Raw genomic sequence first — 26,396 nt, 5'->3', positions numbered from 1 at the left:
CTGAACAAGCGACCCCGCTTTGCACAGAGGATGCACCCGCATCCTCTTTCCGCAAATTCACCCGATTGTGTTATATCGGACAAAAACCGCTTAATCCACGCTTACTCTGTTGTGGTGCCGTGGGGACGGTCATGGGTGAGATACTTGTTATCACACTGGTTTTTCTCATCATCCTGGCGATCCTCGTCGTGGCGGTGCTATACCTTGAGCGCCACTGGTGAGTGAGGAACCTCACACAACGCCGCCGGGGAAGGCATTTACCAGTCCCTTCACTTTCTGCTGCGCTGCCTCCGGGGTGTCTGCACCAGGCACCAGGATCACCTTGCGGCACTCCTCCTCCCGTTTTTCGAAGATTTTATAGGCGCGCTCCGCATCAGACAGCGGAAGATAGTGGGTGACAATATCTTCCGGTGTAAGCAGCCCTTTTTCGATAAGCGGCAGCAGCTCTCCCAGCCAGGCATGGACGTGGGTCTGCCCCATCTTAAAGCTCAGCCCTTTATCGAAAGCATCGCCAAACAGGAAGCCGTGTATAAAACCGGCATACACGCCCGGCACGCTGACCACGCCTCCGCGCCGCACCGCAGCAATGCACTGGCGCAGGGCTTTGCCGCTGCTGCCTTCAATTTTCAGGTTACTGAGGATCGTTTCCGTGGTGCTGCCTTTGGCCTCAAACCCGACGGCATCAATCACCGCATCCACTCCGCGCTGTCCGGCCGTTTGCTCAATGATTTTCTCCGCCGCGTCGTTATCGTCATCAAAGTTAATCGGGATCGCGCCGTAGCGCTCCTGGGCAAACCGCAGTCGATAGGGATGATGATCAACCACAAAAATCTGCTCTGCGCCGAGAAGCCGCGCGCAGGCAATGGTCAGTAGCCCCACCGGCCCGGCCCCGAATACGGCGACGCTGGAGCCTCTCTGAATCTGCGCATTTTTCGCCGCCTGCCAGGCGGTAGGCAGAATATCTGACAGGAAAAGCGCTTTGTCGTCAGACAGCAGCTGAGGCACTTTAAACGGCCCCACGTTGCCTTTCGGGACGCGCACATACTCCGCCTGTCCGCCCGGCACGCCGCCGTAAAGATGGCTGTAGCCAAACAGCGCGGCAGGGGCGGGAATTTGCTTTTTGTTCAGCGCCGCGCCCTGCCCGCGATTCGTGTTTTCGCAGGCCGCGTACTGTTGCATCTGGCAAAAGAAGCAGTCACCGCAGGCAATTACAAACGGGATCACCACCCGGTCACCTTTCTGCACGTTCTTCACTTCGCTCCCGCACTCCACCACCTCGCCCATAAATTCATGACCAAAGATATCGCCATGCTGGACCTTGGGAATTTTTCCGCGATAAAGATGCAAATCAGAACCACAGATCGCCGTGGCCGTTACGCGCAGGATGATATCGTCAGGCTGTTCGATGCCCGGATCGGGGACATTATCGACCCGAACATGATGTGGACCGTGATAGGTGAGAGCTTTCATGCAACCTCCGAAAGGGTGTGGGTAAGCTTATAAAAGGGTAGCTACCTCTCGGGATCTGCCCCGGAATCCGGCTGTTTTGAGATTTATCCTGGCGAGATAAAAAAGTGCTGTCGGGATTACAGAAACCATTTATATTTTGTGGTTGAATGATTTCAGCGTTTATTAACAAGGAGAAACGGTTATGTATCAAACAATCATTATGCCGGTTGATGTTTTTGAAATGGAACTGAGTGATAAGGCTATACGTCACGCGGAATTTCTCGCGCAGCAGGACGGAATTATTCATCTTCTGCATGTTTTGCCGGGCTCTGCCAGCCTGAGCCTGCATCGTTTCGCTGCTGATGTGCGTCGTTTTGAAGAGCATTTACAGCACGAAGCCGAGACGCGCCTGCAAACCATGGTCGGGCACTTCAGCATCGATCCTTCCCGCATCAAAACCCACGTCCGGTTCGGTAGCGTGCGCGACGCCGTTAATGAGCTTGCCGGGGAATTAAATGCCGACGTGGTAGTGATTGGTTCACGTAACCCTTCCATCACCACTCACCTGCTGGGGTCGAACGCCTCCAGCGTGATCCGCCACACCCACATTCCGGTGATGGTCGTCAGATAAAAAAAGAGGCCACCTTTAGGTGGCCTCTGGCATTGCAGGTGTCGTCTTGCTTTCTTTTATTATGCAGTTTTGGTGCGGATCAGGTAATCAAACGAGCTCAGCGACGCTTTCGCACCTTCACCGGTAGCGATGATGATCTGTTTGTACGGCACGGTGGTGCAGTCGCCCGCCGCAAATACGCCCTTCACGCTGGTTTCGCATTTCGCATCGATGATGATCTCGCCCATGCGGTTACGCTCAATAGCGCCTTCCAGCCAGGTGGTGTTTGGCAGCAGGCCAATCTGAACAAAGATCCCTGCCAGCGCTACGCTGTGGATATCGCCGCTCACGCGGTCACGGTATTCCAGACCAGTCACTTTGCTGCCGTCGCCTTTCACTTCTGTCGTCTGGGCATTGAGCACAATGTCGACGTTATTCAGGCTACGCACCTTATCCTGCAACACCTGGTCCGCTTTCATCTCCGGAGCGAACTCCAGCAGGGTAACGTGTTCCACAATTCCCGCCAGATCGATAGCCGCTTCCACGCCGGAGTTACCGCCGCCGATCACCGCGACGCGTTTACCTTTGAACAGCGGGCCGTCACAGTGGGGGCAATAGGTCACGCCTTTGGTGCGATACTGATCTTCGCCCGGGACGTTCATGTTGCGCCATTTCGCGCCGGTGGCAATGATCACGCTGCGCGCCTTCAGCACCGCGCCGGACGCCGTTTCAATCTGGTGCAAACCACCCTCGACCGCCGCCGGAACCAGTTTGCTGGCGCTCTGGCTGTCAATGACATCCACGTCGTAGTCGCTGACGTGCGCTTTCAACGCACCGGCCAGCTTCTGGCCTTCGGTTTTCGGCACGGAAATGTAGTTTTCAATGTCTACGGTATCCAGAACCTGACCACCGAAACGCTCGCCCATCAGACCGGTACGGATCCCTTTACGTGCGGAGTAGACCGCTGCCGCCGCGCCCGCCGGGCCTGAGCCAACAATCAGCACGTCATAAGCATCGCGTTGGTTCAGCTCTTCCGCCGCGCGTTTTTCTGCGCCGGTATCCACTTTGGCGACGATTTCGGTCAGCGTCATGCGCCCCTGGCCGAACTCCTGGCCATTCAGGTAAACCGCCGGAACGCCCATCACGTTGCGCTCGGTGATTTCGTTCTGGAACGTACCGCCGTCAATCGCCGTGTGCTTAATGCGTGGGTTGAGGACTGACATCAGGTTCAGCGCCTGCACCACGTCCGGGCAGTTGTGGCAGGAGAGCGAGTAATAGGTTTCAAACTCAAAATCACCGTCGATATCGCGGATCTGCTCCAGCAGCGCCTGCGCTTCTTTTGACGGATGACCACCGGTCCACAGCAGCGCCAGCACCAGGGACGTAAATTCGTGCCCCAGCGGAGAGCCCGCGAAACGCGGCCCCTGGTCAGACCCTGGGTTGGCGATCAGGAAAGAAGGCTTACGGACTGCCAGCGTGTTGTCTTCTTTGAAGGTCACTTTCGGCGACAGCTCAGCAATCTCTGTCAGCAGTGCTTTGATTTCTGCCGATTTCGCGCTGTCGTCCAGCGTGGCAATCAGCTCAACAGGTTTGGTCAGTTTCTCAAGGTAGGCCTTGAGCTGGGTTTTCATGTTAGTGTCGAGCATTATTCTTCCCTCTCTTAAAACGTCATCATGCAAGCCGCCTTATACGGGCTGCCTGAATGCAACTTGCATCATGGTGCTGGAATGAAATGGGCGCGGGGAGCGCCCATGACTGAAACAATTTCCAAAGTATTTCGCGTCAGAGCAAGGCGGCTAGCCTGAGAATCCCCGGGAGCTTACTAAAGTAAGTGACCGGGGTGAGCAGGCGACGCCAACGCAGCTATGGCGTGAAAAACGACGGAAATTTAGATCTTGCCGACCAGGTCCAGAGATGGCGCCAGCGTCGCTTCGCCTTCTTTCCATTTCGCCGGGCACACTTCGCCTGGGTGAGAAGCAACGTACTGAGCCGCTTTCACTTTGCGCAGCAGGTCAGATGCATCACGGCCGATACCTTCAGCGGTAACTTCGATAGCCTGGATAATGCCCTGCGGGTCAACAACGAAGGTCGCGCGGTCTGCCAGGCCTTCATCTTCACGCATGTTGTCGAAGTTACGGGTCAGGGCGCCAGTCGGGTCGCCGATCATCGCGTATTTGATTTTCGCGATAGTTTCAGAGCTGCTGTGCCACGCTTTGTGGGTGAAGTGGGTATCGGTAGAAACAGAGTAAACGTCTACGCCCAGCTTTTGCAGTTCTTCGTAGTGGTCTGCCACGTCGCCCAGTTCGGTCGGGCAAACGAAGGTGAAGTCAGCCGGATAGAAGAAGAACACGCTCCAGCGGCCTTCGATATCTTTCTCGGTTACTTCGATGAACTCACCGTTTTTGAACGCCTGGTTTTTGAAAGGTTTAATTTTAGTGTTAATCAAAGACATCTGTACTTCCTCCGTGTTTTCGTTGAGATGTAAGGTAACCAACTTTATCCATCGGGGCTAATGCGTATGCTTTATCAAATCAATCAGCCAAACCTTACAACAGCAACAAGACAGCAAGGTGAACCTTTTACAGGAAAGCCTGAAAGTAAAAAAGCCGCCTCAACGGGCGGCCCTGATACCTGAATTCCCCGCAGGTACATTCAGTGCCAGCCGAAGCTGGCGTTGCGTTGCGCTCTACATACCTTGTATCAAGGCCGTAACAGCGCTTTGATTACAGCACCCCTGCGCGCATTGAGCAATGCATAAGAGGGATAGTCCTGCCTATGGCTGTGATAGGCAGTATCGAAGAGGTCTCTGAAAGATTATAAATTTAATTTCATTATGGGTTTCACGCTATATATAAACACCACTTTTCATTCAAATAATTCAATCAAACTTTAAAGATAAAATTATCTTAATTAGTCTTGAAGTTATGTTTCAATAATCCAAAGCCGTGATATATTAAGATCACTTAAATTTTAAATTAAGCGAGTTATTCACACGGATTGTAAAGGGTAACTTCGCTCTGTCGTACTCCAGGATGGGATAACGACAGCAAACTCAACTCACTCAGGACGAAACATGGCAAACCTCTACGACCTAAAAAAATTCGATCTCAATCTGTTAGTCATCTTCGAATGCATTTACCAACATCTCAGTATCAGTAGGGCTGCCGAGACGCTTTATATCACGCCATCCGCCGTCAGCCAGTCGCTGCAACGCCTGCGCGGTCAGCTTAATGACCCCCTGTTTATCCGTTCAGGGAAGGGAATTACGCCAACCACGGTAGGTACCAACCTGCATCATCATCTGGAAAAAAATCTCAATCAGCTTGAGCAGACGATCAACATGATGCATCACTCGGACATCAAAAAAAAGTTTGTTATCTATTGCTCTCAAATGGTGTCTCCTGGTTCGATGCTCGAACCGTTGAAGCTTTTAATATCTGAAGAGAGTTATGAGATAGAGCAAAGAGACATGCTCATTTCCTCCGAATCAGCGGAAGATTTGTTGGCCTATCGTAAGGCCGATCTCATCTTCTCTATCGCACCTATCCACAATCGCTCTGTGGTCTGCACCCACTTCACCACGGTGCCGATAGCCTTAATCTGTAGAGCAGACCACCCAAGGCTCGCTGACGCAGTCACGCTGGAAGTGCTATACCAGGAGAAATTCACTTTTTACCAGAGTGCTCATCCGGGTGTAAAAGAGTTTCAGAGTCGCGCAAATGACGCGTTTCCGGAAAGAAATATTGCTTTTCGTACGGACTCCCTTAGCTCTCTCATCTCCATGGTCTGTTCATCTGATCTGTTAGGCTTCATCCCCGTGTCGATCTATGAAACATATAAAGAACCGTTGAAATTAAAAAGGCTTGAGCCACCGTTTGAGCTGCCTGAATTAAAGATCTATATGCTCTACAGCCGTTCATCACTGAATAGCACTGTTTTTTCAACATTCATTGAAAAAATGCATAAGCTCTGCGTTTCTCCGCCGTCTGCGTAAAATACATTTGCATGGTGAATGCAAATAAGGCAACCCGAAGAAAATGCCCCCGTGAAATTAAGGACAAATAATTCCATAATATCGTTTTGTTTTTTTCCAGACATTTAACACGCAGGACGCGATTAATCATGTCGATCTATAAAATCCCTTTACAGGAAAATGTTTTAGACGCTTCTGCGGAACGCATAGACTGGACGCTTAACAATTTCTCCAGGGTCTGCGTTTCCTTTTCCGGTGGAAAAGATTCTACCGTGATGCTGCATCTCGTTGCCCAGAAAGCACGGCAATTAAAGCGAAAAATAGATGTCATCTTTCTGGACTGGGAAGCGCAATTCTCCTCAACCATTCAGCATGTTGACACGATGAGAACGCTGTATCGGGATGTTATCCATCAGTTCTGGTGGGTAGCGCTTCCGCTCACGACCCAGAACGCCCTGTCACAGTTTCAACCTGAATGGCAGTGCTGGGAACCCGGGACAAACTGGGTTCGCCAGCCACCGGAAGACGCCATTACCGATTACCACTATTTCGATTTTTATCAGCAGGGAATGACGTTTGAAGCCTTCGTGCGCGAGTTTGCCGAATGGTATGCACAAAAACGTCCTGCCGCCGTCATGGTGGGGATCCGCGCCGATGAATCTTACAACCGCTTTCTGGCTATCGCGTCGGCGCGTAAGCAGCGCTTTTCTGACGATAAACCCTGGACGACCGTCGCCCCGGGTGGGCACGCCTGGTATATCTACCCCTTGTACGACTGGAAAACCGCCGACATCTGGACGTGGTTCGCGAAATCAAAATGTTGCTATAACCCGTTATACGACCTGATGTACAAGGCGGGGGTGCCGCCGCGTTATATGCGCATCTGCGAACCGTTTGGCCCGGAACAGCGTCAGGGCTTGTGGCTCTATCATGTCATTGAACCCGAACGCTGGGCGGCGATGTGTGAACGCGCCTGCGGCGTGCGAAGCGGAGGTATTTATGCCGGGCACGATAACCATTTTTATGGCCACCGGAAGATCCTGAAACCAGACCATCTCGGCTGGCGCGAATACGCCATGCTGTTACTCGACAGCATGCCGCAAAATACGGCGGAACATTACCGCAACAAAATCGCGGTTTATCTCCACTGGTATCAAAAGCGAGGCATGAACGATATTCCCGACACGCAGGAGGGTGACATTGGTGCAAAAGATATCCCTTCCTGGCGACGCATTTGTAAGGTTTTACTCAACAATGACTATTGGTGCCGGGCACTTTCGTTTAGCCCAAATAAGCCTAAACACTATCAGCGCTACAGCGACAGAGTGAAAGCAAAACGCAAGGAATGGGGGATTTTATGCAACAACGAATAATCACCGAAATGGAAACGTACCTTCAGGCACTTTCAGAAGAAGAGCGAATAGCCGCTATTAATGCGTTTCGTCAGGCATTACATGAAATCAGCCCTTTTCGCGATCAGCCCGTCGATTGCGTATTGTGGATAAAAAAGACAAACATCACCGCTAACGATTACAACCCAAATAACGTCGCGCCGCCGGAAAAGCGGCTGCTCAGCAAGTCACTGGAGCTGGATGGATTCACACAACCTATCGTTGTGACGGAAAATGCGCCACAGCACTACGAAATTGTCGATGGTTTTCACCGTCATGATATCGGCAGTAACCGGGCGATCCTGAAGCGCCAGCTTAAAGGTTACCTCCCTGTTACCTGCCTGCGTAAAGCGCGCCAGGAAAAGTTCGATCGCATGGCGGCAACTATTCGTCACAACCGCGCGCGTGGACGCCACCAGATCAACGCCATGTCAGAAATCGTGCGAGAACTGGTGCTTATGGGCTGGAGTGAGCAGAAAATTGGCCAGGAGTTAGGTATGGACAGCGATGAAGTGCTGCGTCTGAAGCAGATCAACGGTCTGCTCGAACTCTTCGCAGACCGTCGTTTTTCAGAAGCCTGGACGGTGAAATAGTCAGAGCGTCGCCAGACGCTCTGCCGCAGCGAGCAGCGTCGATTCCTGCTTCGCAAAGCAAAGACGAATCAGCTTATGCGGGAAGGGATCGGCGCAGAACACCGACAGCGGAATGGCCGCCACTCCCACCTCTTTCGTCAACAACTGGCAGAAACTCACGTCGTCCAGATCGGAAATCGCGCTGTAGTCGGCCAGCAGGAAATAGGTTCCTTCAGACGGCAAAATTTCCAGGCGGCTTTTGCTCAGGGCCGCCACAAACAGATCCCGACGTTCACGATAGAAGTGCGGCAGCTCGCGGTAATGCCCGGGTTCCGCACGCAGCATATCCGCCAGCGCCAGCTGAGCCGGTGTGTTCACGGCAAACGTCAGGTACTGATGCACTTTGCGCAGCTCAGCGCTAATGGCCGCCGGGGCCACGCAGTACCCTACCTTCCAGCCGGTCATATGGTAGGTTTTGCCAAATGACGATACCGCGATTGCACGCTCGCGAAGTTGCGGATGCGCCAGCACGCTGGCATGCCCCTCTTCGGCGAAGCAGATATGCTCATACACCTCGTCGCTCAGAACATATATTTCACGTTCGGCGATGGCCTGCCACAGCGCAGCAAAATCGGCTTTTTGCCACACCGTCGCCGACGGATTATGCGGAGTATTCAGGATCACCAGACGGGTTTTGTCACTCAGCAGCGCAGCAAATGCCTGCCAGTCAGGGCGAAAATGCGGTGGCTGGAGCGCCACGCGCTTCACCACGCCGCCGGCCAGTTCAATCGCCGGGGCGTAGCTATCGTAGCTCGGGTCAAAACAAATCACCTCATCACCCGTACGCACCAGGGCGGTTATCGCCGCATACAGCGCTTCGGTCGCCCCTGCCGTCACCGTAATATCGCTGTTCGCGTCAGGCTTATGGCCGTATAACTCCGCCGTTTTATCCGCAATGGCTTCACGCAACGTCTGCACGCCGGTCATCGGCGCATACTGGTTGGCTCCCTGCGCAACGTGGTACGCCAGACGCTCCTGCAAATATTTCGGCCCATCAAAATCCGGGAAACCTTGTGAGAGGTTAATGGCGTTGTGCTGCTGCGCCAGGGCGCTCATCTGCGTAAAAATCGTCGTGCCGAGATTGGGAAGTTTACTCTGCGGGATCAACGGGTTATTGCTCATTGTAGTGTGCCTGCCTGTAATACTTATGTTGCTGACACTATAACACGATGTTAGTCTTTGGCAATCAAGACGCTTAGACGTCTAAACGATATAAATATTCCTGGCCGAGAGGGTAAAAGGAAATGACAGACAACCTGCAACTCACACACCTGGTCGAGGCCTGCCGCTGGATTGGCGCTAAAGGCTGGGCGCCCGCTACCGGCGGCAATATGTCCGTGCGTCAGGATGAACACCTGTGCTGGCTGAGCGAATCCGGAAAAGATAAAGGTAGCCTGACCACCGCCGATTTTCTACAGGTTGAAATCGCCACCAACCGCGCGCCGTCTGGCCGTAAACCGTCGGCAGAGACCGGGCTGCATACCCTCATCTATCGCCTGTTCCCCGAAGCTAACGCTGTCCTGCACGTTCACACCGTCAATGCCACGGTGCTGTCGCGGCTGGTGAACGAGGCCGAGCTGAAGATCACCGGTTTCGAGATGCAAAAATCCCTTACCGGGCAGACCACGCATCGGGATACGGTGTCCATCCCGGTGTTTGATAACGACCAGGACATCGACGCCCTCGCCTCGCGCATCGCCCATTACGCGCAGGAACGCCCGCTTAATTATGGTTTTCTTCTGCGCGGCCATGGCTTAACCTGCTGGGGACGCGACGTGGCCGAAGCCCGCCGTCATCTGGAAGGTTTAGAATTCTTATTTGAATGCGAAATGCGTTTACGACAATGGGAGAGAGTATGATTCGCGCGATTGTGACGGATATTGAAGGGACCACCAGCGATATCCGTTTTGTCCATGATGTTTTGTTCCCCTACGCGCGTGAGCGGCTGGCGGCCTTCGTGACCGCGCAGCAGTACGCCGAGCCGGTCAAATCGATTCTGGACAACCTGCGCGATGAAATCAGCGCTCCGCATGCCAGCGTCAGCGATCTCATCAACGTGCTGTTTACCTTTATGGATGAAGACCGCAAATCGACGGCGCTCAAAGCCCTGCAAGGCATCATCTGGCAGGACGGTTACGTCAACGGTGACTTTACCGGACACCTCTATCCTGACGTACTGCCCGCGCTGGAAAAGTGGAAGGCACAAGGGATTGATCTCTATGTTTATTCCTCTGGCTCCGTCGCCGCGCAGAAACTGTTATTTGGCTACAGCGACGAAGGTGATATTACTCACTTATTCAGCGGCTATTTTGATACCCACATTGGCGCCAAGCGCGAGGTGCAGTCTTATCAAAATATTGCGGCGCAAACGGGCATCGCCCCGTCGCAGATCCTGTTTCTGTCGGATATTCATCAGGAGCTGGACGCGGCTGAACAGGCGGGTTTTCGCACCCTGCAACTGATTCGCGGTGAAGATGACGGCGCAAGCCATCACCATCAGATCCACCAGTTTGACGAGATTAATCCGGAGCAGATCCCTTCATGAGCGCATTGACCATTTATTCCGATAAAGACGCCAGTCAGCACCAGTGGCACAGCACCGACGCCGCCGAGATTGCCCAACAGCTCAACGCAAAAGGCGTGCGGTTTGAACGCTGGGCTGCGGATCGCGATTTAGGACACGATCCCGCGCCTGAAGCCGTGATCGCGGCGTATCAGCATGCGATCGACAAGCTGGTGGCAGAGAAAGGTTACCAGAGCTGGGATGTGATCAGCCTGCGCGCCGACAATCCGCAGAAAGAGGCGCTGCGCGCGAAGTTCCTGAACGAACACACCCACGGCGAAGACGAAGTACGTTTTTTCGTGGAAGGGGCGGGATTATTCTGCCTGCACATCGGCGATGAGGTGTATCAGGTGCTGTGCGAGAAAAACGACCTGATTTCCGTGCCCGCAGGCACGCCGCACTGGTTTGATATGGGCTCAGAGCCGAACTTTACCGCCATTCGTATTTTCGATAACCCGGAGGGTTGGGTGGCCCAGTTTACCGGTGACGCAATTGCGGATGCGTATCCACGCCTGGCCTGATCTTTTCTCCCTCTCCCTGTGGGAGAGGGTCGGGGTGAGGGCACCAGCGCGCACTAAGCGTTAAGCCTTTTCACATACCCCACCAGCTGATCCAGCACAATCCCCCACCCTTCGTGAAATCCCATCTGTTCATGCTGCTCACGAATTTCCTTCGTGGGGTGGCGCGCTATCGCCGTATAGCGGGTTTTGCCCTCGCCCACCTCTTCCAGCAGCAGGATCGCCGTCATAAACGGCGTCTCGGCCGGTTTCCAGCCTTCGGTATAGCCGTCGGTAAAGACCAGCTTTTTCCCCGGGTCGATTTCCAGGAAGACCCCCCGGTTATCCATCCGCTGGCCGTCCACCTCAAACACGGTGTTGAACCGTCCGCCCACGCGCAGGTCGAGGTCGCATTCGGTCACCTTATGGGGAGCAGGAATGAAGAAGTTTTTGATGTGCTCTGGCGTAGTCCAGCAGAGCCACAGCAGATCGCGCGGTGCGTCCACTACGCGCTCCAGTTTTAAGTCTGTTTCAGGATCGAGCGTCACGATGTTGTCCTCTTAAGGGAGCCCCTTAAAGGATAGCCGGACTCAGGCAAATTTCCCTTCCGCCACCTCGTCCGGAGTGACCACGCCTGTATCCAGTACCCAGCCGCTAATCAGCGAGGCGGGGGTGACGTCAAACGCCGGGTTATAGACCTGCGCTTCTTGCGGCGCCCACTGCACCGCGCCAAAGCTTCCGGCGACGCCCGTCACTTCGCTGGCCGCACGCTGCTCAATCGGGATTGCGTCACCGTTCGGGCAGTCCGGGTCGAGGGTCGTTTGCGGCGCGGCGACATAGAACGGAATGCCGTGGAATTTCGCCAGCACCGCCAGAGAGTAGGTGCCGATTTTGTTCGCCACGTCGCCGTTGGCCGCAATGCGGTCTGCCCCCACCCACACGGCGTCCACCTGCCCTTTTGCCATCAGGCTGGCGGCCATGGAGTCGGTAATTAGCTGATACGGCACGCCCAGCTCGCCGAGTTCCCACGCGGTCAGCCTGCCGCCCTGCAATAGCGGACGGGTTTCATCCACCCAGACGTTGCTTACCTTGCCTTCCTTATGCGCGCGAGCAATCACCCCCAGCGCGGTACCGACGCCCGCCGTCGCCAGCCCGCCGGTGTTGCAGTGGGTCAGCAGACGGCTGCCGGGCTTCACCAGCGCGCTGCCCGCTTTTGCAATCGCGTCGCAGAGCCGTTTGTCTTCGTCAATCAGGCGCAGCGCCTCAGCCACCAGCGCCGGAACGAAATCCTCTTCCCACAGCGCAAGCTTCATGCGGTCGAGGTTGTTCATCAGGTTTACCGCCGTCGGGCGGGATGCGCGCAGGGTTTCCATCGCCACCGCCAGCTCGTCGCGGCTTTTGCCGCTTTCCGCTAACAGCGCCAGCAGCAGGCTTGCAGAGAGACCAATCAACGGCGCGCCACGTACGCGCAAAGCGTGGATATGCCCGACCAGCGCCTCGACCGTCGAGGCATCCACCCAGCGTTTCTCCTGCGGAAGCGCCTGTTGGTCGAGAATAAAGAGCTGATTATTCGCCACCCGCAGGCTGGTCGTCTGTAATGTCTGCATGTCGTTAATTCCCTGTTGCGTTGTTGTAGCACATTGTGTCAGGATGAAATCCAGATGTATAGACGTCTACATGTCTTAATTAGCAAAACTGAGGAGCAGGCCATGTCGCAATACCGTACCTTTACCGCTCAGGACGCCGTGGAGTATGCCAGGCAGTTTGGCGGACTTGACGATCCGTCATCGCTGGTAGAGGCGCAGGAAATCGGCGACGGCAACCTCAATCTGGTTTTTAAAATTTTCGACAGCGCGGGCGTCAGCCGCATCGTCGTTAAGCAGGCGCTGCCCTACGTACGCTGCGTCGGCGAATCCTGGCCGCTGACGCTGGATCGTGCCCGTCTTGAAGCGCAAACCCTGGTCGAGCATTACCAGCACAGCCCTCAGCACACCGTGAAAATCCACCACTTTGATCCGGAACTGGCGGTGATGGTGATGGAAGATCTCTCCAGCCATCGCATCTGGCGCGGCGAGCTGATCAGAAATAATTATTACCCACAGGCAGCGCGTCAGCTGGGGGAATATCTGGCTCACACCCTTTTCCACACCAGCGATTTTTATCTGCATCCGCACGAGAAAAAAGCGCAGGTGGCAAAATTCATCAACCCGGAGATGTGCGAGATCACCGAAGATCTGTTCTTCAACGATCCGTACCAGATCCACGCGCGCAACAGCTACCCGGCCGAGCTGGAAAACGATGTTGCCGCCCTGCGCGACGACGCCCCGCTAAAAATCGCCGTGGCCTCCCTCAAGCACCGCTTTTTCGCGCACGCCGAAGCCCTGCTGCACGGAGACATTCACAGCGGTTCGATTTTTGTGGCCGAAGGCAGCCTGAAGGCCATCGACGCTGAGTTCGGCTATTTCGGGCCGATTGGCTTTGACGTTGGCACCGCCATCGGCAACCTGCTGCTGAACTTCTGCGGCCTGCCGGGGCACCTCGGCATTCGCGATGCCGCCGCCGCGCGCGAGCAGCGCCTGACCGATATTCAGGAACTGTGGAACACCTTTGCGGAGCGCTTCCAGGTGCTGGCAAACGAGAAAGCCCGCGACGCCGCACTCAGCGCACCGGGCTATGCCTCCGCATTCCTGAAAAAGGTCTGGCACGATGCCATCGGATTCTGCGGCACCGAGCTGATTCGCCGCAGCGTCGGGCTTTCCCATGTGGCGGATATCGACACCATTCAGGATGAAGCGATGCGTCACGAATGCCTGCGCCACGCGATATCCCTCGGTAAAGCGCTGATTGTGATTGCCGACCGCATCGACAGCGCGGAAGAGCTGGTGACACGGGTGCGGCAGTACAGTTGATTTTCTCCCTCTCCCTGTGGGAGAGGGCCGGGGTGAGGGCATCAAACCGCACTCACCCCAGATACTCAATCACCGACAGCCCGCCGTTATAGTCCGTGCTGTAAATAATCCCCTGCGCGTCCACAAACACGTCACACGACTGGATCACCTGCGGGCGATTCGGCCGCGTATCCATCATCCTCTCCGGCGCCGCGGGCACCAGCGCTCCCGTTTCCACCGGGCGATACGGATTGGAAATGTCATACGCGCGCACGCCCGCGTTCTGATACGTCGCGAAGATCAGCGTGGAGCTGACAAAGCTCCCCGGCCGGTTCTCGTGCAGGTTGTGCGGGCCAAAATGCGCCCCTTTCGCCACGTAGTCGATTTCATCCGGCTGCGGGAAGGTAGAGATACTCACCGGGTTCGACGGCTCGCGAATATCAAACAGCCAGATCAGCTTCTCGCCGTCTTCCTGGTTATCGAGCACCGCTTCGTCCAGCACCACCAGCAGATCGCGGTCCGGCAGCGGCAGCGCGGTGTGCGTCCCACCGCCAAACGGCGGGCTCCAGTTACGGTGGCTAATGAGCTTAGGCTGGGTGCGATCCTTCACGTCCAGCAGCGTCAGGCCGCCGTCGCGCCAGCTGCCGTACGCGGTATCCCCCGCAATAATCGCGTGGTGCAGCGCGTAGCGTTTCCCTTCCGGCCAGTCCGGCTGTTCGCCTGCGGCCTGGTTCATCCCCGGCAGCCACCAGCGCCCCGCCACCTCGGGCTTGCGCGGGTCCGCCAGGTCAATGGTCAGGAAAATGTAGTCGGTAAAACCGTCGATCAGCGCCGACACGTACGCCCAGCGGCCACCGACGTACCAGATGCGGTGAATGCCGATGCCGCTCAGCGACAGAAAGCCGATTTCGCGCGGCCTGTCCGGCGTGGAGATATCAAAAACGCGAAGCCCGGCGCTCCAGCCCCTGTCCTGAACGTCGCTGACGGTCTCTCCTACCTGACGGGTGTAGTAGACCTTCTCGTCGGCGAAGCGGGCATCGGCAAACAGATCCCGGGCGTTGATCACCAGCAGCAGGTCGTCATGCGCCTGGAGGTGCACGTTCCAGGTGCCCGGCGGCGCGGGGACATAGCCCGCGGGTTTCGGATTTTTTGGATCGCGCACGTCGACAATCGAAAAGCCCTGCGACACCATATGGCCGATATACGCAAAGCCGCGGTGCACCATCAGCTGCACGCCATCCGGACGACCGCCCTGGTCGCTATGGCCAATCAGCCGCATATTGCGGCTGTATTCTGGCGTAGGAAGCATGCTCATTTATTTTTCGCTTCCAGCGTCGCAAACCACGGCGCGATAAAATCTTCCGTCTGGCCCCAGCCCGGAATGATTTTGCCCAGCGACGCCACGTTCACCGCCCCCGGCTGCGCGGTCAGCAGCGCCTGCGGGATCGCAGCGGCTTTGAAGTCGTAGGTGGCAGGCGTGGCTTCACCGGCAATCTTGTTGGCGATCAGGCGTACGTTGGTCGCGCCAATCAGCTTCGGATCTACCGCCACGCTCACCTTCCACGGGCTACCCGGCTCGCGCATCAGCTGTAAATCCTGGTTGGAGATGTCGATGCTGTAGAGTTTGATCTCGGTGCGGCCGTTCTCTTTCAGCGCCTTATACGCGCCCTGGCTGAAGGCATCCCAGGTCCCCCAGATGGCGTCGATTTTGCCTTTCGGGTATTTCGCCAGGATCGCACCCACCTTGTTGGCGGTGTCGCCCTGCACGTCAGAGGAGACCGCGCCGATGGACTCCAGCTCTTTAATCTCCGGGTATTGCTTTTGCAACTCTTTATACGCCGCCTGACGACGCTCCATCGGCGGGAAGCCCGCTACCCACAGCTTGACGATATTGGCCTTGCCGTTGAAATCTTTCGCCAGCTGGCCGAAGGAGAGATTGGTCAGAGAGGCATCGTCCTGTTGGGTAACGGTCACGCCCGGGATCTCGCCATTGACGGCGGTATCAAATACGGCGACCTTGATCCCGGCATCCACCGCCTTTTTTACCAGCGCGGTGGAGTACGGATCGCGGCCCTGCGACAGGATGATCCCGTCATATTTCTGGCTGATGGCCTGGTTCACGAAGTCCTGGAATTTAGCGTCATCCCCGTTGCTCAAAAAGGTGCTGACCTTAAAGCCGAGCTTTTTCCCTTCCTGAATGGCCCCGGCAACAAACTGCGTGGTGTTGTCGTCTGAGCCGAGGTTGCGGATCACCGCAATGCGAATGGGGCCGTCATGGTTGGCAATGGCCGCCGGGAGCGGTGCGGGCGTGGCCGCGAAGCCAGGCAGAGCGGTGAATAACCCTAATGCCACCAAAGAGAGTGCAATCTTTTTCATTTTTTATCCCGTTGTGTTGTCAGCGTTTTTGTATGTAGGTAATCGCCAGCGCTACCGCGAGCACCAGCCCTTTTATAATGTCCATGGCGTAATACGGCACGGAGAGCATCACCAGCCCGTTCGACAGCACGCCGAGAATCACCGCCCCGACCAGGGTCCCCAGGGCATTCGGCTTGCCGGACCCGGCCAGCGAGAAGCCGATCCACGCCGCCGCCACCGCATCCATCAGGTAACCGCCGCCCGCGTTCACCTGCGATGAGCCAATACGCGAGGCCAGCAAAATCCCGCCCAGGCCCGCCAGCAGGGAGGCAATCACGTAGGCCGCCACCTTGTAGCGCGTGGTGCGAATCCCCGAGAGGCGCGCCGCTTCCGGGTTACCGCCAATGGCGTACATCCGACGACCGTGAGTGGTCAACGAGAGGCCAAGCTGCGCCAGCACCGTCACCACCAGCATGACGATCACGATAGTCGGTACCTGTCCCAGCAGGCTGAACGTCGCAGGGATGGTGCCTTCCGCCATGTCGCCGCTCGGCAGCACCATGTTCTCAGTAATCGACCCGCCGTAGCTGTAGGTCATCGCCACGCCCTGGATGACAAACAGGCTGGCGAGGGTGGCGAGCATGTCCGGAATGCGCAGGATGACGATCAGGAAAGCGTTAAACAGGCCGACCAGCGTGCAGAGCGCGAGAGTGATTACAATCGACTCGGTGGTGCCGAAGCCGTGCCAGACGAAGAGCGAAATCACCAGCGCGTTCGCCAGCGACGCGGTGGATCCCACCGAGAGATCGAACCCGCCGACGGTCAGGGAGATCGACACGCCGATGGCAATCACCGTCACGATGGCAATCGAGCGCAGAATGTTAATGATGTTGTTCGGATCGAGGAAGCTGTCCGACGCCAGGCCAAAAACGGCCACCAGCGCGACGACGGTCAGCAACATGCCCCACTTGTAGAGAAAATCGAAAATCTGCTGACGGCCAGACGCCGCCGCGCTCACTGAAAGGGCCTTGCTCACGACGCCGTTCCTCCGGTTGAATAATAAAGTAGTGTCTCTTCACGGGCCTCGGCCCCGGCGATTTCCGCCACGATGCGCCCGTCCCACAGGACGCAGATGCGGTCGCACAGCCCGACCAGTTCGGCAAATTCGCCCGAGGCGTAAATCACCCCTTTGCCCTCGCGCGCCAGGCCGTCGATCAGCTGGAACAGATCGGTTTTGGCCTTCACGTCTACGCCTTTGGTCGGCTCGTCGAAGATCAGCACGCTCGCGTCATTGCGCAGCCACTTGCCGATGGCGACCTTCTGCTGGTTGCCGCCGGAGAGACGTCGCAAAACCTGCCCGGGACCGCGGGCGCGAACGCCGACGCGGGCGATCACCTCCTCCGCCCAGCGCCACGCCTGACGATGGCCGAACAGGCTCCAGCGCGAGAAGCTGTTATCGGCGCACACGGCAAGATTCATGCTCACCGTCTCGTCGATAAAAATGCCCTCTTTGCGCCGCTCTTCCGGCACCAGCGCCAGGCCGCGCAGCACCGAGTCTGCCGGAGCGCGCGGTTTCCAGGGCTGATGGTTCAGCTCGCCGTTCGCGACGCGGCTTTTACTGGCGCCAAACAGCGCCTTACAGAGTTCTGTTTTGCCCGCGCCCGCCAGCCCGGCAATGCCGAGAATTTCGCCCTTGCGCAGGTGCAGCGAGATATCTTTCAGCAGCGCGTCGTCGTGCAGCCCTTCTACCCGCAGCAGCGTTTCGTCGCCGTGCGGCGGGCGCGCGGGCGGGTAGATATCGCTCAGCACGTGGCCGAGCATCTTCTCAACGATCGCTTCACCGCTGAGATCGGCCATCGGGCCAGACTCAATCAGCCTGCCGTCGCGCAGCACCGTCAGGGTGTCGCAGATAGCTTTTAGCTCGTGAATGCGGTGTGAGATAAACACCACGCCGATGCCCTGCTGTTGCAGACGTCTTACTACCGCAAACAGACGCTCGCTCTCGTGCGCGTCCAGCGGCGCGGTGGGTTCATCAAGAATCAAAAAACGGCAGTGATGAGATAACGCCCGCGCCAGCAAAATCTGCTGTTTTTCAGCCAGCGTGCAGCTGTCGATGGAGCGGCGAACGTCGAGCGAAACATCCAGCTGCGCCAGCGCCTGCCGCGCCTGCTGGCGGATGTCGCGCCAGCGGTAGCGGTACCCTGGCTGCGCCAGCTGGTCGAGCATGATGTTTTCAGCAATGCTTAACCCCGGGATCAGCGCCACGTCCACCTCCTGCTGCACGAGGTGGATGCCCAGCCGTTTGGCGTCCAGCGGCTCGCGGATGCTTACCGGCTGGTTGTTAATGCAGATTTCGCCTTCATAGTGGTCGTGCGTCCCGCACAGCACCGCCATCAGCGTCGATTTCCCCGCGCCGTTGGCGCCGGTCAGCGCATGCACCGACCCGCCGTTCAGCGTGAAGTCCACGCGCGACAGGGCCTGAAAGCCGGAAAAGGCCAGGCTGATACCGCGCATCTCTAGGCGACTGGAAACCATCCGCGTAAATCCTTCATTACTCTTCTGATTTAGCGAATTTTTCACAGCTCCGGTTGACTGACAACGACGGAAAAGGCATAAGATAAAGCTAAATATTATTAGCCATCCGGATGTCCAGACATAACATCAGGTTAGCGCTTGCTAAAATAAGGACAACTCCATGAGCAACACCGATATCCGCGTCGTGCCCGGCCCGGCGAACTACTTCTCTCATCCGGGAAGCCTTGCGCGCCTGGATGATTTCTTTACCCCGGAACAGCTTTCCCGCGCGGTGTGGATCTACGGCGAGCGGGCGATTGAGGGCGCACGCCCTTATCTGCCGCAGAGTTTTAACGCGACGGGGGCAAAACATCTGCTGTTTAAGGGCCATTGCAGCGAGCGTGACGTCACCCGTCTGGTGAACGAAGCGGGAAGCGAAGCCAGCGTGGTGATTGGCGTGGGCGGCGGCGCGGTAATGGATACCGTCAAGGCCGTGGCGCGTCGTCTGGGCGTGCCGTTCGTGGGCATTCCCACTATCGCCGCCACCTGCGCGGCGTGGACCCCGCTCTCCGTGTGGTACAACGATGCCGGTCAGGCGCTACAGTTTGAGATTTTTGACGACGCCAACTTTCTGGTGCTGGTGGAGCCGCAGATCATCCTTAACGCCCCGGCGGAATACCTGCTGGCGGGCATCGGCGATACGCTGGCGAAGTGGTACGAAGCGGCGGTGCTCGCCCCTCAACCTGAGAGTCTGCCGCTGACCGTGCGTCTTGGCCTGAAAGGTGCGCTGGCGATCCGCGACGTGCTGCTGGAACGCAGCGAAGAGGCGCTTGCAGATCAGCAGCGCGGCGAACAGACGCAGGCGTTCCGGGACGTGGTGGATGCGATTATTGCCGGAGGCGGAATGGTCGGCGGTCTGGGTGAGCGCTATACCCGCGTGGCGGCGGCGCACGCGGTGCACAACGGCTTAACCGTGCTGCCGCAGACGGAAAAATACCTGCACGGCACCAAGGTGGCCTACGGCATTCTGGTCCAGAGCGCCCTGCTCGGCCAGGACGACGTGCTGGCGCAGCTGGTGGCGGCATACCAACGCTTTAACCTGCCGATCACGCTTCGCGAGCTGGACGTTGATGTAAACAACCGCGACGAGCTGGATAAGGTCATTGCCCACACCCTGCGCCCGGTGGAGTCGATTCACTATCTGCCGGTGACGTTAACGCCTGAGGTGCTGCGCGCCGCGTTTGCGAAGGTGGAATCCTTCAGTCGTTAATTGCGCCGACGGGCTATACCTAATGATGATTCTCTCCACTCTTGCAACGAGGTCATCATGCAGATCGATTTAACAGGTAAAAAGGCGCTGGTTACCGGCGCCAGTCGTGGGCTGGGTCGGGCGATTGCGCTGTCGCTGGCGCGCGCCGGTGCCGATGTGGTTATCACCTACGAAAAATCCGTCGATAAAGCCCAGCAGGTCGTCGATGAGATCAACGCGCTGGGGCGACACGGCGAGGCGATTCAGGCCGACAGCGCCAGCGCGCAGGCGATTCAGGATGCGGTCACGCAGGCGGCGCGCGCTCTCGGCGGGCTGGATATTCTGGTCAATAACGCCGGGATTGCGCGCGGCGGCCCGCTGGAGTCCATGACCCTGGCGGACATCGACGCTCTGATCAACGTCAACATCCGCGGCGTGGTGATCGCCATTCAGGAAGCGCTGGTGCATATGTCGGACGGCGGACGCATCATCAACATTGGCAGCTGTCTGGCGAACCGCGTGGCGCAGCCGGGGATCGCCGTCTACTCGATGACCAAGTCTGCCCTTAACTCTCTCACCCGAGGTCTGGCCCGTGATTTAGGCCCGCGCGGCATTACCGTCAACCTGGTCCACCCCGGGCCGACCAACAGCGATATGAACCCGGAAGACGGCGAGCAGGCTGACTCTCAGCGTCAGCTTATTGCCCTGGGCCATTACGGCCAGCCGGAGGATATCGCAGCGGCAGTCACCTTCCTCGCCAGCCCGGCTGCGGGGCAAATTTCCGGCACCGGTCTGGATGTCGACGGCGGTCTGAACGCCTGATCGCAAATTTACTGTATGCCTCTGTCGCCCGGCAGAGGCCTGTTCGAGCCGCCTCGACGATTCGCGTTTTGCCGCTTTCTCGCGGTTATTCTCCGCTCTACAGTACCTCATTAGAAATTCGGAATTTATCTAATAGTCTTATTATTTCCTTATATTTTGTGTGGGCGTACAGTGGAGGTACGGATGAAGATTGTGTGGTCTAAAACAGCAGAGAAGCAGTTTTCTAAAATCGATCCTCGATATCAGAACCGCATTAAATTCAGGCTGGAGAAGATGGACGATAAAACATCACCTGTCGCGGATATCAAGAAATTATCTTCTCCCGAAAACCACTACAGGTTGCGATTAGGTGATTACAGGGTCATTTACACCTTCGGAGACCCGCCGGGTGATATCTGCTACGTAGTGGCAGTAAAACGCCGGACAACCACTACCTACCTTCATGAGGAGCATACGGAATATGACTATTCAGTTCATCAAGGATGAAGAAGGAAAAAAACAGTATGTTGTCATACCCTACGGTGAATATTTTCGCATGCGTTTAGCCATGCTTGAGTACGATGACGATGATGAAAACGACTGGGAAGACATCCCTTACGAATCAGACATCTACGATAACGTAGGTTTACCGGGTGAAGTGTGCGACATCATGCATAACGAGAACGTCAGCCTACAGGCCGCCTGGCGCATTTTACGCGGCATGTCCCAGCAGGAGGTGGCGGAGAAGCTTGGCATCAGCCAGTCCGCCGTGTCACAGCTGGAAGCGCTGGACTCCCGACCGCAAAAGCGCACCCGCGAAAAGCTGGCGGCAATTTACGGCTGTAAACAGGAGCAGATTAGCCTCTATTTACCAAAAGAGGGTTAACAGCACTTCGCCCCGCCCTTGCCGCCGTAGCGGGCGTCCTGACGGTCGCGGAAAAATTCTTCGTAGGTCATGGGCGTCTGGTCCGGGTGGTTGACGCGCATATGCTCGACGTAGTTGTCGTAATCCGGCACGCCAATCATCATTTTAGCGGCCTGGCCCAGGTATTTACCTGCTTTGGAAAGGGTGTCGAACATAATCAGTTTCTCGTTTGTATTCCCCTCACCCTGACCCTCTCCCCAAAGGGGAGAGGGAACTTTAACACCCTCTCCCCTTTGGGGAGAGGGGTGGGGTGAGGGGGTTTGGTAATGTTAATGCGCCCCTTTCGCCTGGGTGACAATCTCGTCCAGGTTCTCAGGCATTGGCTCATACGGCGTCTCTTTCGCCGTCGGTTTGTCGACTTTCAACGCCGCCAGCGCGGTTTTCAGAGAATACAACGCCAGCACCACAACCACCACCATAAAGAAGATGGTCAGCCCGGCGTCCAGACGGTTGTTAAACACCAGCTGCGACAGCTGAGATTCGGTGTACTGTGCCGGGATCTTACCGCTGTCGATCATCGCCTGGAACTTGTTGGCGATCGCCAGGAAGCCCACCTTGTTGTCCGGGCTGAAGGCTTTCTGCCAGCCCGCGGTCAGGGTACAGATCAGCAGCCACGCCGTTGGCACCAGCGCCACCCATGCGTAACGCTGGCGCTTCATCTTGAACAGCACTACCGCGCAGAGCATCAGGGCCATGCCCGCCAGCATCTGGTTGGCGATACCGAACAGCGGCCACAGGGTGTTAATCCCGCCCAGCGGGTCGACCACGCCCTGATGCAGGAAGTAGCCCCACGCCAGCACGCACAGCGCTGTCGCCAGCAGGTTAGCCGGGAGTGAATCGGTACGTTTCAGGTTCGGGGAGATCACCCCCAGCAGATCCTGCAACATAAAGCGTGCCGCACGCGTACCGGCATCCACCGCCGTCAGAATAAACAGCGCCTCGAACAGAATGGCGAAGTGATACCAGAACGAGACATCCATCAGCCCGCCCAGCGCGCCGTGCAGGATGTAGGCCATGCCCACCGCCAGCGTTGGTGCCCCGCCTGCGCGGGAAATAATCGACTGCTCGCCGACCTCATTAGCGATATGCGTCAGCGTTTCAGGCGTAATCGCAAAACCCCAGCCGCTCACCACCTGCGCGGCGGAAGCGACCACGTCAACGGTGCCCGCCGGAGCCAGGACCGCCATCGGGCTGTTCATCGCGAAATACACGCCCGGGTCAATAATGCAGGCGGAGACCAGCGCCATAATCGCCACGAAGGACTCCATCAGCATGCCGCCGTAGCCAATCAGGCAGGCCTGATTCTCATTCGCCAGCATCTTCGGCGTGGTCCCGGAGGCAATCAGCGCGTGGAAGCCCGACACCGCCCCACAGGCGATGGTGATAAACAGGAACGGGAACAGGTTGCCGGTCCAGACCGGGCCGGTACCGTCGATAAATTTGGTCAGCGCAGGCATGGTCAGGGTCGGGCGCATAATCAGAATGCCGATCGCCAGCCCGACGATGGTGCCGATTTTCAGGAAGGTAGAGAGGTAGTCACGCGGGGCCAACAGCAGCCATACCGGCAGCACCGCCGCCACGAAGCCGTAGCCTACCAGCATCCAGGTCAGCTGCACGCCGGTGAAGTCGAAGAACGGTGCCCAGGTCGGGCTTTCCGCCACCCAGCCGCCGGAGATAATGGCGAACACGAGGAATACCAGGCCAATCACCGACACTTCACCAATGCGCCCCGGACGCAGGTAGCGAATGTAGATCCCCATGAACAGCGCCAGCGGTATGGTGAAGGCGACGGTATAGGTTCCCCACGGGCTGTGGGTCAAGGCTTTCACCACGATCATCGCCAGCACCGCGAGGATGATCACCATGATCATAAAGGTCGCCACCAGCGCAATCACCCCGGCGGTTGCCCCCATCTCTTCTTTCACCAGCTCACCCAGCGAACGACCGTCGCGACGGGTGGAGACGAACAGCACCATGAAGTCCTGCACCGCGCCCGCCAGCACCACCCCCGCGAGGATCCAGATCATCCCCGGCAGGTAGCCCATCTGCGCGGCCAGTACCGGCCCCACCAGCGGGCCTGCCCCGGCAATCGCCGCGAAATGGTGACCGAACAGCACTTTTTTATCGGTCGGCACGTAGTCCAGACCATCGTTGTGGCGCACGGCAGGCGTCATGCGCGTGCCGTCTACGCCCAGCACCGTCTTTGCGATATAGCGGCCATAAAAACGGTATGCGATCAGATAAATGCAGACGGAGGCGACGACGATCCACAGCGCGTTGATCTGCTCCCCCCGGTTGAGGGCGATATAGCCCAGGGCAAAGGCTCCCACCACGGAGAGCACCGCCCACGTAAGGTATTTCCCTGAGTTGTTCATAGTTGTTGTCCGTTGTTGTGAAACAGTGAGATGTTACATTTTGTTTCTAGAACAACGGGTAAAATTTAACAACTTTGAAACGCAATAATGCGTGGTCAAACCAGAGATTTACACCACAGTGTTAAGCCGATCACTTTCAGCTGAATGACTTACCCCAACACCATCGTACTCAACCGACAGGTACAGCACCGCCGTCCCTGCTCGTCGAACACCACGATCTCCCAGCTCTGGCTGGAACGGCCCAGATGCAGCGGCTGACACACGCCGCGTACCTTACCGTGTGAGACTGCGCGGTGGTGCGTGGCATTCAGTTCCGTACCCACCACGTTCTGCCCGTCACGGGTCATCAGAAAACCGGCCATCGAGCCCAGCGTTTCCGCCAGCGCCGCCGAGGCGCCGCCGTGCAGCAGGCCAAACGGCTGATGGGTGCGCGCATCCACCGGCATCTCCGCTTCCAGCGTATCGTCCCCGAGGCGGGTATAGACGATGCCAAGGTGCCCCACCATCGTATTCAGGCTGGTGGCGTTCAGCTCCTCGAGCGTTAAATGACGTTTCCAGATCATTACGCCCCCAGCGTGGAGCCGCCGTCCACCACGATATCCTGCAAGGTGATATGGCTGGCGGCATCGGATGCCAGGAACAGCACGGTCGCAGCAATCTCCTGCGGACGGGCAATTTTACCGAGCGGAATGCCAAGCTTGAACTGCTCGCCAAAGCCGCGAATGCGCCGCTGTTCCGCATCGTCGCTGGTCCACAGGGTGCGCTGCATGTCGGTATCCGTTGAACCCGGCGACACCAGGTTACAGCGTACGCCGCTGCCCGCCAGTTCCAGCCCGACTGTCAGCGCCAGGCTTTTCAGCGCCGCTTTCGACGCGCCGTAGGCGCTCATGCCTATGCGCGGCGTGTGCGCCGCGTCAGAGGCTACGGTCACAATCGCCCCGCCCTGCTGACGACGGAACTGGCCCATCGTCTGCTGGAACAGGTTGAACGCGCCGCCGACGTTGACCGCAAAGGTCTGCTGCCAGTCCTCCGGCGAAAGCTGATCCGTCGCGCCCATACGCAGAATGCCCGCTGCGTTAACCAGCACGTCGAGCCGCTCAAGGCTGCTGAGCAAATGCCCGCAGACGTCACTCGCCTGCGCCGCATCCGCCACGTCCAGCGTTTCGGTAGCAAACGGATATTCGCCGTGAGGGAAAGCCAGATCGAACCCGGTCACCTGCGCCCCGGCCTCCACAAATGCCAGCGCGGTCGCATAGCCAATGCCCTTACCCGCGCCCGTCACCCAGACGGTTTTACCGGTAAAATCAAAAGCCATCACTTCACCTCGCGGGAGAGCAGCGCCCACCAGGCATCGAGGGTCGGATTTTTTGCCAGCATCACGAAATCAATGTCGCCGTGCACTTTGCGCCAGCGGGCGGCGAGCGCCATCATCCGTACTGAATCCAGACCATAGTCGATCAGGTTTTCATCATCCATCGGCTCGTCGGACTCGTCCAGCAGCGGCAGGATCAGCTCACGCAGCGCGGCTTTCGTTGCCGGAACGGACGGCAGCAGCTCGTCGGTCATCACCACGCGGCCCGAACGCCCTGCCACGTATTTCAGCGACATCAGGTGCTCGTCGCGGGTGAAATCCGCCAGCGCGTCGGCGATAAAGAACGGTTTAATGTCGCGCATAAAGGCGTCGGTGGCGGTGGTCATGCAGCCGATGTGGGCGTATACGCCGGTGATCAAAAGCTGGTTGCGCCCGGTCTCTTTCAGCATCTGCTCCAGCGGCGAGCGGTGAAACGCGCTGTAGCGCCACTTCACCAGCACGGTGTCCGCTTCATCCGGGGTCAGCTCAGCGACGATGCGCTGCTGCTCCGGCGAACGGGTCAGGCCCGGCCCCCACATGTCGTTCAGCAGGGCACGGTCTTCATCGCTCTGATCTTTCGGCTGCGCGGTGTAGTACACCGGAATATTGTGCTCTTTGCAGTACGCGCGCAGTTTAGCGATGTTCGCCACTACCTGCTGCATCATGTCGCTATTTTCGCCCCAGAAGTTCAGGAAGTACTCCTGCATATCGTGGATCAGCAGCGCGGCGCGCTCCGGTTCAAACGCCCAGTTCACTTTACTGGTCGGCAGTTCGGCGGCGGTTGGCAGCGCGTATGCGGTTAATTTTGGAATGGCCATTCTCT

The 26,396-nt window shown here is 57.4% G+C and carries 28 protein-coding genes; 13 read left to right on the top strand and 15 right to left on the bottom strand.

From position 1 onward, the window contains the following. Positions 1-131: 131 nt before the first annotated feature. Positions 132-221, top strand: a complete 90-nt coding sequence (gene yldA / locus BFV63_RS23495) for a small membrane protein YldA (protein WP_015571155.1) — start codon at positions 132-134, stop codon at positions 219-221. A 10-nt stretch (positions 222-231) separates the two neighbouring features. Here yldA and BFV63_RS05940 read toward each other — a convergent pair whose 3' ends face one another. Continuing rightward, a complete protein-coding gene (locus BFV63_RS05940; protein ID WP_045345780.1) occupies positions 232-1,470 on the bottom strand; it encodes a zinc-dependent alcohol dehydrogenase in 1,239 nt (412 codons plus the stop codon). Positions 1,471-1,651: 181 nt separating this feature from the next. On the opposite strand from BFV63_RS05940, the gene uspG reads away from it, so the two are divergent. After that, positions 1,652-2,080, top strand: a complete 429-nt coding sequence (uspG, locus tag BFV63_RS05935) for a universal stress protein UspG (RefSeq protein WP_022650588.1) — start codon at positions 1,652-1,654, stop codon at positions 2,078-2,080. Positions 2,081-2,139: 59 nt separating this feature from the next. On the opposite strand, the gene ahpF is transcribed toward uspG, so the two are convergent. Further along, complete coding sequence (gene ahpF / locus BFV63_RS05930) at positions 2,140-3,705, bottom strand: alkyl hydroperoxide reductase subunit F (RefSeq protein WP_022650587.1); 1,566 nt, start codon at positions 3,703-3,705, stop codon at positions 2,140-2,142. Between the two features lie 242 nt (positions 3,706-3,947). Continuing rightward, on the bottom strand, positions 3,948-4,511 hold the full coding sequence (ahpC, locus tag BFV63_RS05925) for an alkyl hydroperoxide reductase subunit C (RefSeq protein ID WP_003858764.1): 564 nt from the start codon (positions 4,509-4,511) through the stop codon (positions 3,948-3,950). A 621-nt stretch (positions 4,512-5,132) separates the two neighbouring features. On the opposite strand from ahpC, the gene citR reads away from it, so the two are divergent. From citR to BFV63_RS05910, 3 genes are all read left to right on the top strand, one after another. Then, positions 5,133-6,053: a DNA-binding transcriptional repressor CitR gene (gene citR, locus BFV63_RS05920; protein ID WP_048241167.1), complete on the top strand. Its 921-nt coding sequence runs from the start codon at positions 5,133-5,135 to the stop codon at positions 6,051-6,053. Between the two features lie 128 nt (positions 6,054-6,181). Continuing rightward, positions 6,182-7,405, top strand: a complete 1,224-nt coding sequence (locus tag BFV63_RS05915) for a phosphoadenosine phosphosulfate reductase (protein WP_023315608.1) — start codon at positions 6,182-6,184, stop codon at positions 7,403-7,405. Further along, positions 7,390-8,016, top strand: a complete 627-nt coding sequence (locus BFV63_RS05910; RefSeq protein ID WP_022650584.1) for an IbrB-like domain-containing protein — start codon at positions 7,390-7,392, stop codon at positions 8,014-8,016. The genes BFV63_RS05915 and BFV63_RS05910 overlap by 16 nt, the downstream gene beginning before the upstream one ends. Here BFV63_RS05910 and BFV63_RS05905 read toward each other — a convergent pair whose 3' ends face one another. After that, complete coding sequence (locus BFV63_RS05905) at positions 8,017-9,177, bottom strand: pyridoxal phosphate-dependent aminotransferase (protein ID WP_023315606.1); 1,161 nt, start codon at positions 9,175-9,177, stop codon at positions 8,017-8,019. A gap of 122 nt (positions 9,178-9,299) precedes the next feature. Here BFV63_RS05905 and BFV63_RS05900 point away from each other — a divergent pair, with 122 nt between their 5' ends. From BFV63_RS05900 to BFV63_RS05890, 3 genes are read left to right on the top strand one after another with little or no spacing between them, the layout of a single operon-like run. Further along, entirely contained in the window at positions 9,300-9,914 is a 615-nt protein-coding gene (locus BFV63_RS05900) for a methylthioribulose 1-phosphate dehydratase (protein WP_048241169.1), read from the top strand. Continuing rightward, the gene (mtnC, locus tag BFV63_RS05895) at positions 9,911-10,600 is read left to right on the top strand and encodes an acireductone synthase (protein ID WP_006809660.1); all 690 of its coding nucleotides are present in this window, start codon (positions 9,911-9,913) and stop codon (positions 10,598-10,600) included. The genes BFV63_RS05900 and mtnC overlap by 4 nt, the downstream gene beginning before the upstream one ends. Then, positions 10,597-11,139: a 1,2-dihydroxy-3-keto-5-methylthiopentene dioxygenase gene (locus tag BFV63_RS05890; RefSeq protein WP_023315605.1), complete on the top strand. Its 543-nt coding sequence runs from the start codon at positions 10,597-10,599 to the stop codon at positions 11,137-11,139. Before mtnC ends, BFV63_RS05890 begins: the two co-directional genes overlap by 4 nt. Positions 11,140-11,192: 53 nt before the next feature. Here the strand turns inward: BFV63_RS05890 and BFV63_RS05885 are convergent, their stop codons facing one another. Further along, the gene (locus BFV63_RS05885; RefSeq protein ID WP_048241171.1) at positions 11,193-11,663 is read right to left on the bottom strand and encodes an SRPBCC family protein; all 471 of its coding nucleotides are present in this window, start codon (positions 11,661-11,663) and stop codon (positions 11,193-11,195) included. 42 nt (positions 11,664-11,705) lie between these two features. Next, positions 11,706-12,722, bottom strand: a complete 1,017-nt coding sequence (gene mtnA, locus BFV63_RS05880) for an S-methyl-5-thioribose-1-phosphate isomerase (protein ID WP_048241173.1) — start codon at positions 12,720-12,722, stop codon at positions 11,706-11,708. A 102-nt stretch (positions 12,723-12,824) separates the two neighbouring features. Here mtnA and mtnK point away from each other — a divergent pair, with 102 nt between their 5' ends. Next, positions 12,825-14,024, top strand: a complete 1,200-nt coding sequence (gene mtnK / locus BFV63_RS05875) for an S-methyl-5-thioribose kinase (RefSeq protein ID WP_048241175.1) — start codon at positions 12,825-12,827, stop codon at positions 14,022-14,024. Between the two features lie 52 nt (positions 14,025-14,076). Here mtnK and BFV63_RS05870 read toward each other — a convergent pair whose 3' ends face one another. The 4 genes from BFV63_RS05870 to BFV63_RS05855 are packed head-to-tail and all read right to left on the bottom strand — an operon-like array spanning position 14,077 to position 18,893. Beyond that, positions 14,077-15,318: an LVIVD repeat-containing protein gene (locus tag BFV63_RS05870; RefSeq protein WP_045332393.1), complete on the bottom strand. Its 1,242-nt coding sequence runs from the start codon at positions 15,316-15,318 to the stop codon at positions 14,077-14,079. Continuing rightward, entirely contained in the window at positions 15,315-16,379 is a 1,065-nt protein-coding gene (locus BFV63_RS05865) for a sugar ABC transporter substrate-binding protein (RefSeq protein ID WP_022650577.1), read from the bottom strand. The genes BFV63_RS05870 and BFV63_RS05865 overlap by 4 nt, the downstream gene beginning before the upstream one ends. Positions 16,380-16,398: 19 nt before the next feature. Continuing rightward, positions 16,399-17,394, bottom strand: a complete 996-nt coding sequence (locus BFV63_RS05860) for an ABC transporter permease (RefSeq protein ID WP_022650576.1) — start codon at positions 17,392-17,394, stop codon at positions 16,399-16,401. After that, a complete protein-coding gene (locus tag BFV63_RS05855; RefSeq protein WP_048241177.1) occupies positions 17,391-18,893 on the bottom strand; it encodes a sugar ABC transporter ATP-binding protein in 1,503 nt (500 codons plus the stop codon). The genes BFV63_RS05860 and BFV63_RS05855 overlap by 4 nt, the downstream gene beginning before the upstream one ends. Before the next feature lie 160 nt (positions 18,894-19,053). On the opposite strand from BFV63_RS05855, the gene BFV63_RS05850 reads away from it, so the two are divergent. The 4 genes from BFV63_RS05850 (at position 19,054) to BFV63_RS05835 (ending at position 21,808) form a co-directional block, all read left to right on the top strand. After that, the gene (locus BFV63_RS05850; RefSeq protein ID WP_048241178.1) at positions 19,054-20,142 is read left to right on the top strand and encodes an oxidoreductase; all 1,089 of its coding nucleotides are present in this window, start codon (positions 19,054-19,056) and stop codon (positions 20,140-20,142) included. A gap of 57 nt (positions 20,143-20,199) precedes the next feature. Continuing rightward, positions 20,200-20,943: an SDR family NAD(P)-dependent oxidoreductase gene (locus tag BFV63_RS05845; protein ID WP_047054249.1), complete on the top strand. Its 744-nt coding sequence runs from the start codon at positions 20,200-20,202 to the stop codon at positions 20,941-20,943. 183 nt (positions 20,944-21,126) lie between these two features. Beyond that, positions 21,127-21,429 carry a type II toxin-antitoxin system RelE family toxin gene (locus tag BFV63_RS05840; RefSeq protein WP_022647393.1) on the top strand — a complete coding sequence of 101 codons (303 nt, stop codon included), beginning with the start codon at positions 21,127-21,129 and terminating at the stop codon, positions 21,427-21,429. Further along, the gene (locus BFV63_RS05835; protein WP_022647392.1) at positions 21,404-21,808 is read left to right on the top strand and encodes a helix-turn-helix domain-containing protein; all 405 of its coding nucleotides are present in this window, start codon (positions 21,404-21,406) and stop codon (positions 21,806-21,808) included. Before BFV63_RS05840 ends, BFV63_RS05835 begins: the two co-directional genes overlap by 26 nt. Here BFV63_RS05835 and BFV63_RS05830 read toward each other — a convergent pair. The 5 genes from BFV63_RS05830 to BFV63_RS05810 all read right to left on the bottom strand — a co-directional run bounded on the left by BFV63_RS05830 (position 21,805) and on the right by BFV63_RS05810 (position 26,391). Beyond that, positions 21,805-22,002, bottom strand: coding sequence for a YbdD/YjiX family protein (locus tag BFV63_RS05830; RefSeq protein ID WP_006809671.1), 198 nt, complete (start codon positions 22,000-22,002; stop codon positions 21,805-21,807). The two genes, BFV63_RS05835 and BFV63_RS05830, sit on opposite strands and share 4 nt — an antisense overlap. Before the next feature lie 114 nt (positions 22,003-22,116). Continuing rightward, positions 22,117-24,222: a pyruvate/proton symporter CstA gene (cstA, locus tag BFV63_RS05825; RefSeq protein WP_015571172.1), complete on the bottom strand. Its 2,106-nt coding sequence runs from the start codon at positions 24,220-24,222 to the stop codon at positions 22,117-22,119. A gap of 149 nt (positions 24,223-24,371) precedes the next feature. Continuing rightward, positions 24,372-24,785: a proofreading thioesterase EntH gene (entH, locus tag BFV63_RS05820; RefSeq protein ID WP_015571173.1), complete on the bottom strand. Its 414-nt coding sequence runs from the start codon at positions 24,783-24,785 to the stop codon at positions 24,372-24,374. Beyond that, entirely contained in the window at positions 24,785-25,537 is a 753-nt protein-coding gene (gene entA, locus BFV63_RS05815; RefSeq protein ID WP_022650573.1) for a 2,3-dihydro-2,3-dihydroxybenzoate dehydrogenase EntA, read from the bottom strand. Before entA ends, entH begins: the two co-directional genes overlap by 1 nt. Next, positions 25,537-26,391 (bottom strand): isochorismatase, encoded by an 855-nt coding sequence (locus tag BFV63_RS05810; protein WP_017382510.1) that lies wholly within the window; start codon positions 26,389-26,391, stop codon positions 25,537-25,539. Before BFV63_RS05810 ends, entA begins: the two co-directional genes overlap by 1 nt. Positions 26,392-26,396 lie beyond the last annotated feature (5 nt).

Origin of the sequence: Enterobacter hormaechei subsp. xiangfangensis (assembly GCF_001729785.1) — a bacterium.
GTDB classification, from domain to species: domain Bacteria; phylum Pseudomonadota; class Gammaproteobacteria; order Enterobacterales; family Enterobacteriaceae; genus Enterobacter; species Enterobacter hormaechei_C.
This window is presented reverse-complemented; position numbering and strand designations above follow the sequence as displayed.